Genomic DNA, 14661 nt, shown 5'->3' with positions numbered 1-14661 from the left:
GGACGGATGAGCTGGGCGACGCGCGCCCCTCGGGCCTCCCTGGGCCGTGGCTATCACCTTCGGTACTAGATCTCTGAGACATTTCGATCGCTGACCCGCCGCAGGTGCGGGGGCACGTCTTCTATGTCTGCGAGCTTGCCATGCGTTCTGAGAAAGCGACTGAAATTCGCCGCGACGACCGACGCGGGAAGTTGACGGTTGGCGGCTTTCTGGCAGGCGTCCAACATCACCTCATAGGTGACATCGCGTTTCTCCTCCGGCCATTCGTCAAGAAAATCAAAAAGATCGTCAAGCCCGGCGATCTCTTGCACGAAGTACTTCCGTTGCGCGTAAATCGGGTGTTCAAAAGTATCAAGTGCCATCGTTTACCTCCTTTCATGGCGTGAGTGCCGCTGATTTAGGCAACGGAATTCCGCTCTTCAAGATCGCGGTTTGGCTGAGATCGTCACCGGGGATGGCTTTCGTGCTGGCATCGATGATGTGCTACGCGAACTGTGGCAAGTCGTCGTGTATATCGTACCACTCGGCCTTCGAGGCGACGAAGTAATGCGCGCTCGGCGGCGCTGGCAGCGGCGTATCGAGCGTCCCCAGCCGCAAGCGCACGACATCCGGCACCGCATCGCGGCGACTGATGATGGGCGAACCGCAGTTGGAACAGAAGAGGCGATGAACGCCTTGCGAAGAATCGAATGCCTTCAGCGCCGACTCGCCCTCAATGATGACGAAGTCGCTGGTCGCGACGGGCGCATTGCTGGCGAATGCGGTAGCGGTCGCCTTGCGACAACGCGAACAATGGCAATAGATCGCCGCACCTAGCTCGCCGCGAACTTCGTATTTCACTGTGCCACAGAGACAGCTGCCTTTATGCATAAGAGCTCCCGTCATCCGCCATCACGGCGTGAAATTAGTCTGAGGACTTCATGATGTCGCCTTATCGCTCACGCGGACCCGGCGCGGTTTCGGGCTACGATTTCATCGTGAGTAAGGCTGCCGCCTTTGTCCATGAAGACCTTGATCAGGGCGTCGCGGTTGCCCGCCGAGCGGTTCTGATTAGCTTTTTCGAGCGCCGTTTGCAGCTCGTCAGCAGACAGTTCCGTGCAATAGGCAGGCGTGCCTGGCTGTTGTCGCCACGAGGTCGCGAGACCCCCGGCATCGAGAGCGTCGAAGCCCGTCGCCTCTACCAGTTGCATGACAATCGACTTCTTTTCGAGGTCATCACCCGCTACCGGAAGGGCGATGCGGCCGGGTTGCGACTTGTCTACGCCTTTTTCCGCGAGCGTCGCAGAAAGCACCGCATTCCAGGCTTTAACGATCGGTCGGTTGATCTGCTCGCTGACCCAGACCGCTTCCGGTTTGCCACCATCGACGTCGGCGATCGCTCCGTCACGGAACGGGTAGTAATTGGACGTATCTACGACAACGACGTTCTCGGGAACATTTGCGAATAAATCGGCAAGATCGCGATGAGCCGAAAACGGGACGGAAAGGATCACAACATCCACCCCCGCCACGGCATCTTGCTTGGTCGCTGCCGTCGCACCAACTTTCGCTGCAAGCTCGCGAATAGATTCCGGGCCCTTGGAATTGGCAAGCTTGATCTCGTGCCCAGCGGCCGCGAGCTTTCGCGCCAGCGTCGCGCCGATGTTCCCTGCGCCGATAATTCCGATCTTCATAACATTTCCTTTGCTGCGAATATTGGATTCAACGCACTCCAGCGGAGACGTGGGAAGCCGCGACCTCGAGCGATGGTGGCGCCGGTCGCCTACCCCACCACCTAACGAACTCCGGGTTCGGACGACGAGATCAACGCATCTTCCAGCAACACTCTGGCTGCATCGCGGTTTGCCTCCACAATAGCAGGATCGCGCGTCGATTGTGCGATCACGATCGCGCCTTGGAAGAGCGACAGGATCTGGATCACGGCTCTTTCGGGATTGCTCAATGCCAAGGGCTCGATGAGTGACGCAACAAATTCATGCAAGCCCCTGAAATACCCGGCGATGGTCGCTTGTACGTCTGGGGAATTGGCCTCCGGTCCGAACTCGGCTAACCCCTTTACGAATGGGCAGCCGCGGAAAGAAGGCGCGCGGAACGGTTCCTCCATCGCGTCAAAAATAGCGAGGACACGCTCCAGCGGCGACAGCCCGGCTCTTTCAGTCGAGGTTGCGAGCATCTGAAACCAGGTGTCCGTTTTGTAACGCAAATAGGTAGCGATCAGGTCGGCCTTCGATGGAAAGTGTTTGTAGAACGTCATCTTCGCCACGCCGCTTTCGGCAATGATGCGGTCGATCCCGACAGAGTGGATGCTGAACCGGTAAAACAGGTCCGATGCCGTCTTTAATATTCGTTCTCGCGGGGAAAGCGCATTAAGCGGTTGTCCCTCCACATCCACAAATTCAAGCACGCTGCGCGTTGGCATCTTCCATCACCTCGGATTCATTGTCCGCTTATAGACAGACTATTCTGTCAACTTTGTGATTGCAAGTACATACAGGTCTGTCTATATGGTGCGACGCCCCTTGGATTTCATGGAAAGGACTTAGGATGAGCGGAAAAGTCGTTGTTGTGACCGGTGCGAGCAGTGGTTTTGGGAAACTCACAGTATTGGAGCTTGCAAGGCGGGGCCATACGGTGGTTGCGACCATGCGGGACGTCGAAGGGCGAAATGCCCAGGTGCGGAGCGATCTTATCGAGGCGGCGAAAGCTGAAGGGCATGTGCTGCAAGTCCTTGACATGGACGTTGCCAACGAGGCGTCGGTCAATTCCACGATCGACCAGGTCGTCAAGCAGCACGGAAAGATCGATGCCCTGATCAACAATGCCGGAATAATGCCCGTCGGGGTCACGGAAGCCTACACTATAGCGGACGTCGAACGGCTATTTGCGGTCAATTTCTTCGGCGCCATGCGGGCCGACCGCGCCGCTCTGCCGCATATGCGTGCCGCCGGCAGCGGGTTGCTCGTTCATGTGACATCGCTGATGGGGCGGGTGGTCTTTCCGTTCTTCGGCACCTACTCCGCGAGCAAGTTCGCGCTCGAAGCGCTTGCCGAAGCCTATCGGTATGAACTGAAGGGATTTGGAATCGACTCCGTCATCGTCGAGCCAGGCCCATTCCCGAGCAACCTCATCTCGTCGAGCCCGGAGCCATCCGACCAGACCGTGCTTGCATCCTACGGCGAGGTTGCGGCGATACCGGGTCAGATAAAAGCCCACGCCAACGACGGACATGACGAGGCTAACCCGCCGAGGCCCCAGATGGTTGCCGATGCCATCGCACGGCTGGTCGAGGCCACGGAACGACGTCCGTTGCGCACGGTCGTCATGCCTGAAGGCATGGACCTCGGAGTGCAGCGGCTGAACGACGCGGTAAGCCCAATTCAGAACGACCTGCTCAGCGCGCTCGGCATGTCGAGCGTGATCTGAGAACTCTGGGGTCGGCGGGTGGTGCCACCCGCCGCCCTTTGAGGGGGTACTCCGGACCCGTTTGCGACGCCGCATACCGGCAAGGCTTGCGGCACTTTCTGCGTAACCAGTCGCGGCCGTGATTGCCCTTTCGCCAGACACATGTCGGCATCGGCTTTGCTTGTTCGTCTTTACACCGTGGCTCCATTCGACGGGCCCAGGCGCAGAGCGATAGGAGGCCGAAATGAACAGGGCAAGGGTTCGGTTGGAAGACCGGGGGCTGGTCGAATGCCCACGATGGCATGGCGGCGAGCTGTGGTTCGCGGATTGGACAAGCGGCGAAATCCTCGCCTTCAGCGAGCACGGAACTGCCAGAGTGGCGACAGCGGCGAAAGCCCCGCCCCTGTCATTCGACTTCGGACCACAGGGTGACATGTACGTCATCGCGTCCGGGGCATCGCATCTGCTGCGGTTCAACGGCTCCGGACTGGAAGAGTTCGCCGAGTTGGGAGCGAATGGCTGGAACGAGATCGTGATCGATCCGCAAGGCCGGATCTACGTCAACGGCCCGGCGATCCTGCTGATACGTCCAGACGGGACGGTCGAAACACAAGCGGAAGGCTTTCAGTTTCCGAACGGAATGGCTCTCTCTGCGGACGGGCGCACACTGGTTTGCGCCGAAAGCTGGGCGAAACGGCTGACATCGTTTGATGTCGCCGCCGACGGGCAACTCTCCCATCGAAGAGTTTGGGCCGATCTTCCCGGGCCGCCCGATGGCATATGCTTCGACGCTGAAGGCGCGATCTGGTACGCCGACGTCCCCAATGCCTACTGCCGCAGGGTTCGTGAAGGCGGCGCGCTCCTCGATGAAGTGAAGCTCGATCGCGGCGCATTCGCCTGCATGCTGGGTGGACCTGATCGAACCACCCTCTACATTACTGCCGCCAGATGGTTCGGGATGGACAAGATGGACCAGATGGGCGGAACTGGCCAGCTCTTGTCCGTCGAGGTCGAGACGGCCGGCGCGGGTTGGCCTCACGGTTAGTCGGCATGTGGTAGCCGCATCGGGACACAAGATCGGATCGTAGCGCGCTCCAGAAGGGGCCCTTGCGATCGAGTTTGTGAAAGCTGTCACCGCGGCTCAACTGGCCCTCGTCCGGTAGGCATGAATTGATTCCGCCAAGGCTTTCTCCTTGGCGCTCGCGGCCGTGAAGCGACCCAACATCAGACCGACTGCAATGTCACACCAGCTAGAGAACCATGGCAAGGCGAACCCCAGCACCACAAGAGCCGGGATTGAAAAGAGAGCCAAGATCGTTTCGCCGAGCTGGCCGCTGTTCTCGAGCAATAGAATAATCGGGAAAAGAATCAGCGACGGAGCGATCCCCCACCAGAAACAGAGCATAAATCCGATCGGATAGATAGACAAGCGAGGCCCCCGCTTCGCCAAAGCGAGTGCCCAGAGCTCGCTGCGATGACGGTAATAGGTGATCCGCTGCCAAAGTTTACCCATCTCACCGAACCCGTATCGCGTTGTGCGGACGTCACCAATCTACGCTGCTTTATCGTAACCGGTGTTGTGACCCCACCTTGTCCGCTGTCGCCTGATCTGTGATCGAGTTTCCATGGACGAGCGACAAGGAGTTTCTCCATGGACACTACATTGGAGGCTCTCACGACGCGGCGGGGCCGACGTGAGGCTCATCGCCAATTTCACTGAGGAGAGGAAAGGACGCGATCACGTTCAGCGACTTGACGGGTCTGGACCGGCCAAAGAGTGTAGTCGCCGCCGAGTTCGCGATTGGCATGGAGCGGCCAGTTGGGATCGTTGAGCGCGCCCCGCGCTAAAGCTATAAAATCTGTATCGCCGTTCTCAATGAACGCTTCGGCTTCATAGGCATCGCCCAATAGTCCGATTGCGATAGTCGGGATACCGGCGCCTTGTTTTACCGCCTTAGCGAAGGGGACTTGATAGGCTGGAGCGGACCTAATGCGGCCCTGAGCAAAGCCGCCGCTAGAGCAATCGATAGCATCAACACCACGTGCCTTCAGTTCCGCGGCCAGGGCAACGCTGTCGTCCACCTGCCAGCCGTCGGCATTGTTGTCGCTGACCGAGAGGCGAACGATGAGCGGTTTTTCGGCTGGCCACACGCTGCGGACGGCTTCGGTGACTTCCAGAACCAGCCGCATTCGATTTAGTCGGCTACCGCCATATTCATCAGTTCGATGGTTGGCGAGCGGCGACAGAAATTGATTGAGCAGGTAACCATGCGCGGCATGGATTTCAACGGTGTCAAAGCCTGCCTGGTTGGCGCGCGTAGCAGCAGCCGCGAATCCGTCGACCACACGGCGGATGCCGTCTCTGTCGAGGGCTTTGGGGACCTGATAGTCAGCGTTGGTTGGGTCGTTCGATTGTGCGCTCGGACCTACGGGAATCCAGTGCTCGAAGCCAACGGCGCGGCGCTGCTCTTCTGTTGCGGGCTGATCTGCCTTATCCCGCCAAACCGGCGTCGAGGCTTTGCGGCCTGCATGGCTAAGTTGAATGCCCACGGCGGCACCCTGGCCGTGCAGGAAATTCACGATCCGGGCAAGCGGGGCAATGTGCTCGTCCTTCCATAGACCGAGGTCGGCGTACGAAATGCGCCCTTCGGGCAGGACCCCTGTGGCCTCAACCAGAACCAAGCCGAAGCCTCCCATTCCGAAGCGCCCTAGATGTACATAGTGCCATTCATTGGCAAAGCCATCCTGAGCCGAATACTGGCACATCGGGGAAACGACTGTGCGGTTGCGCAGCGTGACACCACGCAGGGTGATCGGTGAAAAGAGCTTGGACATGAGGGCCGCCAGATACAATTGGAAGGAAAATACGCGGCTAGATGCGCATCACTAAGCTGCCTTGGCAACCCCCGATACGCAGATGCAGCTCGCCCGGCCAAGTCACGTTGGCACGCTATTAGTTGGCGACCGTCGCCATCGACTAACGTCCGCTGTTGGCGCATTCTTGCCACCAATGTTGTAGCGGCATTTTTCGGAATGGCCAGCCGAGCTTGGTCAATGTGCGCGGAAAACACCGCTTACGCTTTATCTTGCAAGCAAAATGGAAGGAGCAGCGTTAACAAACGCTCGAAAAGGTTGAGGATGTCACGGAGGCCCGCAGGCGCCGGCGGAATTGCGTCGTCAGGGATTGGAACGCGAAATCTTACCAATCCGTAAGTTGTCGCCAAGCCATCCTCTCGGCTAAATCTCGCCCCAGGCATGCCGGGAACGATCGGACTGATGCGAATCCTGCTTATCGAGGACGACCGGAAAACATCCGATTATATCGCCAAGGGCTTTTCCGAGGCGGGGCATGTCTGTGACGTGTTCGGCGACGGCCGCGATGGGCTGTTTCAGGCGCAGCGCGAGGCCTATGACGTCATCGTCGTCGATCGCATGCTGCCGGGTCTCGATGGGCTGGCGATCGTGCGTTCGCTTCGGGCGGCCAAGGTCGGCACACCGGCGCTGTTCCTGACATCGGTCGGCGGCGTCGACGATCGGGTCGAGGGGCTGGAGGCGGGCGGTGACGATTATCTGGTCAAACCCTTTGCCTTCTCCGAGTTGATGGCGCGCGTCAATGCGCTCGGCCGCCGGCCGCCGGTGCAGGAGCAGAGGACGGTGCTGAAGGTGGCCGATCTCGAGCTCGATCTGATCCGGCGGGAGGCCCGCCGCGCCGGCCAGGTGATCGAGCTGCAGCCGCGCGAATTCACCCTGCTCGAGGTGCTGATGCGCGGCGAAGGCCGGGTCATCACCAAGACGATGCTGCTGGAGCGGGTCTGGGACTTCCACTTCGATCCGAAGACCAGCGTCGTCGAGACCCATATCAGCCGGCTCAGGGCCAAGGTCGACAAGCCGTTCCAGGCCCAGCTTCTGCACACGGTCCGCAACACCGGATACAGCCTGCACGCGCCTCGAACAGGATGATTTCAAGCCCATCGGCCTGAAGATCCTAAATCCTGTTCGCAATTTGGAGAGCAAGAGCATGATGTCCTCCGAAAACCGCGCACACTTTTCGGCATCTAGCCTGCGCAGGAGCACGCCGTTCCGGCTTGCCGTGACCTTCGGCGTGCTCTTCGTCGTCGCCTTCATCCTGAGCGGCGCGATCATCTATCACATGCTGCGGCTCGGCCTCGTGCGCGATCTCGAACAGTCGCTGGGCGAAATGAATTCGTTGATCGTCTCGACCTACGAGCCCAATGATCCCGAGGACCTGATCAATACGCTGAACAATTATGCGAACTTCCAGTCGACCTCCGACGGGCTTTATTCGCTGACGGATGCAGGCGGGCGCAAACTTGCCGGCAATTTCGCCGCCCCCCGCATCCCGAACGGCGTCTATACCGTCACCTCAGGCGATGTCGGGCTGAAGGGACATGAGCGCTACCGGATGCAGGTCTCGACCATCGGCCCCTACAGCTTGGTGGTGGCGGAAAATTTCAACGATGTCGACGAGATGCTGCGGATCGTGCTGGTCAGCTTCGAATGGGCCGCCGCGATCGTCGTCGCGACCGCGATCGGAGGCGGCGTCTTCCTCGCCTTCCGGGCCCAGGCACGGCTGGACGGGGTCGCACATACCATGAACCATGTCTCCCACGGCGCGCTCGACGCCCGCATTCCGATCACCGGCAACGGCGACGACCTCGATACGGTGGCGATCCAGATCAATGCGGCGCTGGAGCGGCTGCAGAGACTGGTAGAGAGCATGCGGCAGGTGAGCGCCGATATCGCCCACGATCTGAAGACGCCGCTCAACAGGCTGCGCCTGACGCTGGATGCCGCGGTGGCCGGAAACGACCAGCAGGCGGATGTTTCGGCGCTGCTTGACGAAGCCAGACACGAGAGCGACCGGATCAACGCCACCTTCGAGGCGCTGCTGCGCATTTCCCAGATCGAGGCCGGCGCCCGCAAAGAGCGTTTCCAGGCGACCGATCTCGACGCCGTACTTGCCGTGATTTCCGAGGTCTATGTCGACGTCGCCGAAGACGCGCAGATGGCGTTGACGATCGCCGAACGCTGTTCGGCGCTCATCCGGGGCGACCGCGATCTCTTGACGCAGATGATCGCCAACCTGGTGGAGAACGCCATCAACCATTGCCCGGCCGGAACCGGCATCACGGTTTCGCTCCGCCGCCAGGACGGCCGCGCCATCGTCTCGGTCGCCGATAGCGGCCCCGGCATTCCCGCCGACGAGAGGGACAAGGTTTTCCGGCGCCTCTACCGGGTCGACAAGAGCCGCGCGACGCCGGGAAGCGGCCTCGGGCTCAGCCTCGTCAAGGCGATCGCCGACCTGCATTCGGCTGAGATCGGCATGGCGGACAATCATCCCGGCCTCGTCGTTTCGATCGGCTTCCCGCTGATGCCGGGACTAAACACCTAACCTCTCATCCGCCATGCCGCGAGCCGGCTGAAGCGGGCGGCAAAGCGGCGCAGCTCGGCGGCGGCGCGATATGGCATTACGCTCCACGGCCGGCGGCGGCCAAGCCGGTAGGCCGAGAGCCCTGGCTGGATCTGGGAACAGGGATCCGCCCTTTGGCTGACCGGCAGCGGATCGACGAAGCAGGCGCAAAGCCCATCGTCGAACTCCAGATCGAAGGCGAGGTCATAGGGCAGGCGCATGGGGACAAGCACACCGGCAATCCAGCCTGCTGCCTTGCGGTTGATCAGATAGGCGCCGGACCCCTTTTCGCGGGTGAGCGCGATGGCAAGCGAGCGCGACGCAGTCAGCGGCTCCACCTTGTGCTTTTTCCCGGAATTGACGGTGGACAGACGCAGGATGTCCCAGCGCGCCTGGTGCTTGAGGGCGGCTTCGAGCAGCTCGGCCAGGTCGTCATCAAAATCGAGATCGTCTTCCAGAATGAGGGCGAACTCGGCATGGCTGCCGAGGAACCGCTTGGCGCATTCGACGTGGCTCAGATAACAGCCGATCTCGAAAGGGTTCGGCCGGCGGCCGTGCCGGCTGAGATAGGCTGCTTCGTCGAAGCCTGGATGCGGCAGGCTCAGCCCTGCCCCATCGACCGCCGCGACGCGCTCGAAGGCAAGGCCGAAGCTTGCCAGCAGGCGTTCCATTCGGAACCTGCGCAAGGGCGCACGATCGAGATTGATCAGGTAGGTGTTCACCCGCAGGCTGACCGGATGAAGGGCCGGCATAAGGGCGGCAGGTGCGGCGCGCATGTTCATGAGAGAGCTGACCTCGATTTGGCAATGATGGCGCCAAGCTGCGCTCCAAACCTCACGGGGACCTCGCTGGGACTATACATTTTGGTAAAGTGCGGCGGTCGGGCGGACGGGGCGGCATTCTTACGGATTGGTATGATCCCGGCAAAGAACGCGTAAGAATACCGCGCTACCAGCTCTCCTGCGGCATGCAGTGGACGCCTCCCTTCCCGCGATCGAACGACAACCAGCGCGCCTTCGATGACGACAGCGACCCACTGCGTGCCGTGCCGGATGACCCTTGGCTTCAGCAATGGGCTCAGTGCCCACCACTGTTAAAACCCCGACCAACGATGAAATCAGTTACCAGACTGCTGCACAATCCGTGAACGACATCACTGTTTTATGGCCGGGCGCTCGTCTCGAGCATCCTTATGCGTCTGGAACCGTTCACTATAACCTTGTCCACAGCCACGGGGCTTGGCAAAAGATCAATTAGGAGTAGTAATCGCCTACGCTAACCGGGGGATTCTAATTTGCAGTTTTGGTCTTATGGCCCGTTCAATGTCGGACTTTCAAATGAAAACGAGTTATGGCGGAGAGAATTCTGGCAGGAGGTAAGCGAGTACAATGACGATGCCGGTGGTATGCTGAGAAACGCAATTGGTTGCTACGTTTTCATCATGAGCAGGGCGGGCAAGCTTAGGCCTTGGTACGTCGGCAAAACAAATGCAGTCGCGGGCTTTCAAGGCGAGATCTTCACTGAACATAAATTGAAGCATTACCGCGGCGTGATCTCCGAAGCTCCGCAAGGCTGGAAGCCTCAGATGTTGCTTTTCCCGCTGATTACAGGGGGCGGAATGCTCAGCAAGGCATACAAAACCGACAAGCCATTGATTGAATGGATGGAACGGACGCTTATTGGCATGGCTCTGGCAAAGAACCCTCTTTTGTATAACAGCAAAGACACAACCCTACTTCGCAACTGCATCGTTGACGGCGTCTTCGGCGACTTCAAGGCCCATCAGCGTTATGACGGCGCCATTGCGGCGCGCAAAGCTCTCACAGATCACAACGACTGGGATGTGTGATCTAAGCGACAGTAACTCCAGCCAGGATCGCGCACAGTGTCCCCTCGATCGCTGTCACCATCCCGATCACTTCGGCAACACTGGTCGATGAGGAAGCTGCCCTATTTGAGTTGTCCCGACATTTGCCAAGCACAACCACCCCGTGTCGATTGCCCGGCAGGTTGCTCGTACTTCGAATACAAGCCTTTCGCCTCGTTTGACTGAGGATGAAATGAAAGCACGCGATCTCGTTCATCGGTGAGGGAAACAGCAAAACCGCTGTCGCTGGTCCCATCAGCCGACGCACAGGCATCCTCGAACAGTCTTCGCAAAGGGAAAGATATCGTGGCCGAGAATGATTATGATGCCTTCGCCGCGGCTTATGATGCCGATAACGAGGTCAATGCCTGGAATGCCTATTACGAGCGGCCGGCCATTCTCGCGCTGGTTGGCGACGTCGCCGGGCTTTCCGTGCTCGATGCGGGATGCGGCGGCGGGGCGCATGCCGCAGCGCTTCTCGAGCGCGGCGTTGTCGTGACCGGGATCGACGCCAGTGCGGGCATGCTTGAGATCGCGCAACGTCGGCTGGAAGGGCGGGCGCGGCTGCTATCGGCCGATCTCAACGAAGCATTGCCATTTGCGGACAAGGCTTTCGATCTGATCCTTGCCTCGCTTGTCATGCATTACCTGCCCGACTGGTCGAGGCCGCTTTCGGAATTCCACCGGCTGCTGCCCGAAGGCGGACGCCTGGTTTTTTCCACCCACCATCCCTTCATGGATCACGCCTCGACCGGCCGCGACAATTATTTCGAGACCTACAGCTTCGATGAGACCTGGCAGCGCGCCGGAAAACATATCGCCATGCGCTTCTGGCATCGGCCGCTGCATGCCATGTTCGATGCGCTGAAGTCGGCCGGATTCCAGATCGATATCGTCAGCGAGCCCCAGCCCGATCCGCGCGCCCGCACGCTTTTCCCGCAGGCCTATCAGAGCCTGACGACCAAGCCGGGGTTCCTGTTCTTCTCGGCGGTGAAAGCATGACGACGGGTGCCGGCGTTGGGGTCTCTTGACTCCATCGGGCGTGGTGTTCCGATCCGTATGGTTGTCTGAATGGGAGCTGCCTGCGTTGATCATCACCTCCGGCAGCTGTTGATCCATACCAAATCGCAAGATCGGTCGAACGCGACATATGGGAAGGGCCTAGCTGGTGCGGTCAAAGTCGAAACCGAGAAAGGCAGCCCGAAAATTCTCGCGCTTGGACAGGATAGTGCGCCAGCTCAAATCTGACTGGAAGCCTTCGAGGCAAAGCTTCTCAAATAAACGGTGATCATCATCTACCGGAAAGCCCCACTCGGTGTCGTGTAAGGCATGAACTCCGGAGCGGCTGCGCACCAGCGGCAACGCGGCTGCCCATCCGGGCCGAAGATCGTCGCGCTCATTTTCTCATGCCCTGAGAAAGGCCAAGCGGTCGTCGGTTCGGCCCGGTGCAATTTCAAGAATGTCTGCGCTTACGACACCCCCCACAACGAAAGGATCTTGCTGGAGGCGTATTTCGAGATCGGCGCGGGATGTATTGTGGGCGAGAACCGCTCCGCCCGCACTTTGCTGAAGGCTTCCGGTAAGGAGGAAGATACCATCGTCAAAGCCCTGTTTGATCCAGGCATTATGCCCTTCCATAAGGGCGGAGGCTCGGGCCTTGTTGGCGGAGAATTTAAGTGTAACGACGAACATACAGAGGCCCTTCAGGAATTCTGGATGGAAACGGATTCGGGATGATCGGATAGATTGGGTCGCTGCATTGCCAACCATAGGCACATATCGTCGACTTCACGGCGGATGAAGGCTTCGTCGCGGAAGGCGGTCGCAAGTGCGGCGACGCCCTGGCTTCGCATCAGGATGTGCATGGCAAGCGCGTCGGCATCGGTCTCACGGCCAAGTGCGGCGAACTGGCGCGAAAGCCAATTGCGAAACAGAGTGAAAAGCTTGGTCGCCTCGTCCTTGGCAGTGTGGTCGTGTTTGGCGAGTTCGTTGCAAAGCGTGCCGACCGGGCAGCCAAAGGCCATGATCTTTGTCTGGTTCATGATGAACATATAGATGAAGCTTCTGATCCGTTCGCTGGGAGCTTCAGCCCCAGCCTCCCACGCATCTAGCATCGCCTTGGTCTTTGAAAGACGATGGGCGATCACCGCATCGAGAATCTCGTCTTTCGTCTTGAAGTGATAGTAGAAATTGCCTCGCGAAAGTCCGACGACTGCCGCAATGTCGGCGAAGGACGTCGCCTCGAATCCCCGCTCATAAAATAGCTTGTCTGCAGCCTCAACAATCTGCAGTCGTGTGGTCGCTGCCCCCAAGTGCCCGGTTCTCCATTGCCATTGCCCAGCGAGTAGGACAAATGCCCTACGAAACTCTTTAGGACAATTGACCTAAAGACGTCAAGGGTGGGGCCTGAAAGGTGACGGGATTCCTGCCTTCCGGAAGATAGGGATTGTCGTTGCAAATGGCTCAAGTGTCTAGCATGTCCCACTCGCCGCCGCTTTCCATCCCACACTCAATACTTTCGGGGCGTCAGGTGAGTTTGAGCGAGGATAGCGTCGACGACACTTGGGACCGTACCCGTCGTGTCGATATTGATGCCGATGGGAAGATATTCCCGGGTATGATGGTAGCGGAGCACCAGCGCCCGCTCGGCCGGCTCGAAGCCCGGCTCATTCGGCCGCCCATCCAATCGTCGGTTCAAGGTCTCAACGTCTATATCGAGCACGAAAACCTTGTCGAAAAGGTCCAGGAATTTGTGGAAATTGCGCGAGCCGCCACAGAAGAAGGTGGCAGGATGGCTGGTGTCGGCAGCAATAGCGCGGACCTTGTCGACAGGCCAGATCCAGTGGGCGTATCCCCAAACGATGCGGTCCGCGCCTGCGGGTGGTCCTGCGAGCGCCTGGCCCGTCTCGGGGTCGCCGACATAGGCCAAGACCCGGTCACCATGGACGACATGGTAGCCCCGCCGCTCCAGTTCGGTAGCGACAGACGTTTTCCCAGTGCCGGAACCGCCTTCGATCAGATAGTTCTTGATTCCCATGGGCGCTGCTTATCATGGCCTTCGATCTGGTGAGAAGACACTCTACCTCGAGAACGCTTTGTTCCAATCCATCGTCACCCATTGACGTGAACGGTTTTCACCCCAATAGGGTCAGGCCAACCAGACGAAAACAGGAGTGCAATCGTGAGCGAACCGACCGTAGCAGATGCAACAAACCGCATTTATGAGTCGCTGCAGGCGGACAATGCGGAAATCGACGTGCATATCGCGACCCTCAAGGCGGCGTTGACGCGGGCGGGTTTAAAAGAGGCCGTATTCGACCCGGCTCGGCTCGTGCAGAATAACCGTTCCGGCAGGAAGCGAATGCAGGCCTACTTTCGCCAGCGCGGTGTCATGGTGAAATTCTCAGCCTCGTGAAGGCTGTAATCATCCTCAGTGGGGGCATTGGCGTCGACGCGAATGAAGGTCGCGTCGAAGTTAACCTGCCTCGTGTTGCCGTGGCCGAGTGGGGGCTGCTGGCCTTCCCGACGCTCGGCGAGCGGGGCGGACCATGTGAGTTGACCGAATGTGGGCTCGCTGGAATAATCAGCCGAGCTGGGCATCCTTTGAAAGCTATAACGCGGCGAAGTCTTCTCGCATCGCTGACAGCTTTACCTTTGGCTGGATGCCAGTCCGGCGAGAAGGTGAAAGTACGATACCGTGCAATCGCATCGCTAGAAGTAGACGGTAGACCGTTTCAAGCATCCACGGTGATGGAAGTTCACTATGCACGCGTGACCAACAGTCTGATCGGTGCCGGTGGTGCAACACGCTTGTACGGTGAGGCGCTTATCGCAGACATGCCGAGGAAAGGTACGTTCTACTCGAGCGAAAAAAATCCGAAGACCATCTTTGAGGTTGACCCTCACAGGGTAGGCGAGCACTTCCCCGGAGTGCGATTCAGCGGGCTTGAAATAGAAATCA

17 protein-coding genes and 1 pseudogene are annotated in these 14661 nt (G+C 59.2%); 7 read left to right on the top strand and 11 right to left on the bottom strand.

Translation table 11 applies throughout. The annotated features are described in order from the left end of the window. Positions 1-65: 65 nt before the first annotated feature. The 4 genes from N1937_RS04065 to N1937_RS04050 form a co-directional block, all read right to left on the bottom strand. Positions 66-362, bottom strand: a complete 297-nt coding sequence (locus tag N1937_RS04065) for a DUF982 domain-containing protein (protein ID WP_017963265.1) — start codon at positions 360-362, stop codon at positions 66-68. A gap of 121 nt (positions 363-483) precedes the next feature. Then, positions 484-870, bottom strand: coding sequence for a GFA family protein (locus tag N1937_RS04060; protein ID WP_260057535.1), 387 nt, complete (start codon positions 868-870; stop codon positions 484-486). Between the two features lie 68 nt (positions 871-938). After that, on the bottom strand, positions 939-1673 hold the full coding sequence (locus tag N1937_RS04055) for an NADPH-dependent F420 reductase (protein WP_260057534.1): 735 nt from the start codon (positions 1671-1673) through the stop codon (positions 939-941). Positions 1674-1774: 101 nt separating this feature from the next. After that, a complete protein-coding gene (locus N1937_RS04050) occupies positions 1775-2419 on the bottom strand; it encodes a TetR/AcrR family transcriptional regulator (RefSeq protein ID WP_162118203.1) in 645 nt (214 codons plus the stop codon). 125 nt (positions 2420-2544) lie between these two features. Between N1937_RS04050 and N1937_RS04045 the strand changes: the two genes are divergently transcribed. Together N1937_RS04045 and N1937_RS04040 are read left to right on the top strand one after the other, a co-directional pair. Beyond that, positions 2545-3423 carry an SDR family oxidoreductase gene (locus N1937_RS04045; protein ID WP_260057533.1) on the top strand — a complete coding sequence of 293 codons (879 nt, stop codon included), beginning with the start codon at positions 2545-2547 and terminating at the stop codon, positions 3421-3423. Between the two features lie 223 nt (positions 3424-3646). Then, positions 3647-4447 carry an SMP-30/gluconolactonase/LRE family protein gene (locus tag N1937_RS04040; protein ID WP_260057532.1) on the top strand — a complete coding sequence of 267 codons (801 nt, stop codon included), beginning with the start codon at positions 3647-3649 and terminating at the stop codon, positions 4445-4447. Positions 4448-4543: 96 nt separating this feature from the next. Here the strand turns inward: N1937_RS04040 and N1937_RS04035 are convergent, their stop codons facing one another. Together N1937_RS04035 and N1937_RS04030 are read right to left on the bottom strand one after the other, a co-directional pair. After that, positions 4544-4915 carry a hypothetical protein gene (locus N1937_RS04035; protein ID WP_260057531.1) on the bottom strand — a complete coding sequence of 124 codons (372 nt, stop codon included), beginning with the start codon at positions 4913-4915 and terminating at the stop codon, positions 4544-4546. Positions 4916-5115: 200 nt separating this feature from the next. Then, complete coding sequence (locus tag N1937_RS04030) at positions 5116-6237, bottom strand: NADH:flavin oxidoreductase/NADH oxidase (RefSeq protein ID WP_017963258.1); 1122 nt, start codon at positions 6235-6237, stop codon at positions 5116-5118. Positions 6238-6678: 441 nt separating this feature from the next. Between N1937_RS04030 and N1937_RS04025 the strand changes: the two genes are divergently transcribed. Both N1937_RS04025 and N1937_RS04020 read left to right on the top strand, forming a co-directional pair. Further along, complete coding sequence (locus N1937_RS04025) at positions 6679-7362, top strand: winged helix-turn-helix domain-containing protein (RefSeq protein WP_222295554.1); 684 nt, start codon at positions 6679-6681, stop codon at positions 7360-7362. Between the two features lie 58 nt (positions 7363-7420). After that, positions 7421-8815 (top strand): HAMP domain-containing sensor histidine kinase, encoded by a 1395-nt coding sequence (locus N1937_RS04020; RefSeq protein ID WP_260057530.1) that lies wholly within the window; start codon positions 7421-7423, stop codon positions 8813-8815. Here N1937_RS04020 and N1937_RS04015 read toward each other — a convergent pair. Continuing rightward, positions 8812-9615 carry a glycosyltransferase family 25 protein gene (locus N1937_RS04015; protein ID WP_260057529.1) on the bottom strand — a complete coding sequence of 268 codons (804 nt, stop codon included), beginning with the start codon at positions 9613-9615 and terminating at the stop codon, positions 8812-8814. The two genes, N1937_RS04020 and N1937_RS04015, sit on opposite strands and share 4 nt — an antisense overlap. Before the next feature lie 512 nt (positions 9616-10127). Between N1937_RS04015 and N1937_RS04010 the strand changes: the two genes are divergently transcribed. Continuing rightward, positions 10128-10682: a hypothetical protein gene (locus tag N1937_RS04010; RefSeq protein ID WP_221964383.1), complete on the top strand. Its 555-nt coding sequence runs from the start codon at positions 10128-10130 to the stop codon at positions 10680-10682. A 324-nt stretch (positions 10683-11006) separates the two neighbouring features. Further along, positions 11007-11702 (top strand): methyltransferase domain-containing protein, encoded by a 696-nt coding sequence (locus tag N1937_RS04005; RefSeq protein ID WP_260057528.1) that lies wholly within the window; start codon positions 11007-11009, stop codon positions 11700-11702. A gap of 168 nt (positions 11703-11870) precedes the next feature. Here the strand turns inward: N1937_RS04005 and N1937_RS04000 are convergent. From N1937_RS04000 to N1937_RS03985, 4 genes and pseudogenes are all read right to left on the bottom strand, one after another. Further along, positions 11871-12100: pseudogene (locus tag N1937_RS04000) on the bottom strand (DNA-3-methyladenine glycosylase I); the annotation flags it as partial. A gap of 4 nt (positions 12101-12104) precedes the next feature. Next, the gene (locus N1937_RS03995; RefSeq protein ID WP_017963250.1) at positions 12105-12392 is read right to left on the bottom strand and encodes a YciI family protein; all 288 of its coding nucleotides are present in this window, start codon (positions 12390-12392) and stop codon (positions 12105-12107) included. A gap of 11 nt (positions 12393-12403) precedes the next feature. After that, complete coding sequence (locus N1937_RS03990; RefSeq protein WP_260057527.1) at positions 12404-13012, bottom strand: TetR/AcrR family transcriptional regulator; 609 nt, start codon at positions 13010-13012, stop codon at positions 12404-12406. Between the two features lie 197 nt (positions 13013-13209). Then, entirely contained in the window at positions 13210-13737 is a 528-nt protein-coding gene (locus N1937_RS03985) for a nucleoside kinase (RefSeq protein ID WP_170281600.1), read from the bottom strand. A gap of 141 nt (positions 13738-13878) precedes the next feature. Between N1937_RS03985 and N1937_RS03980 the strand changes: the two genes are divergently transcribed. After that, positions 13879-14115, top strand: a complete 237-nt coding sequence (locus tag N1937_RS03980) for a hypothetical protein (RefSeq protein WP_222022653.1) — start codon at positions 13879-13881, stop codon at positions 14113-14115. The last annotated feature ends 546 nt before the right edge of the window (positions 14116-14661 follow it).

The sequence above is a fragment of the Rhizobium sp. WSM4643 genome (genome assembly GCF_025152745.1).
GTDB lineage: Bacteria > Pseudomonadota > Alphaproteobacteria > Rhizobiales > Rhizobiaceae > Rhizobium > Rhizobium leguminosarum_I.
Note: the sequence above shows the minus strand (reverse complement) of the source record. Positions and strands in the feature narration are given on the sequence as shown.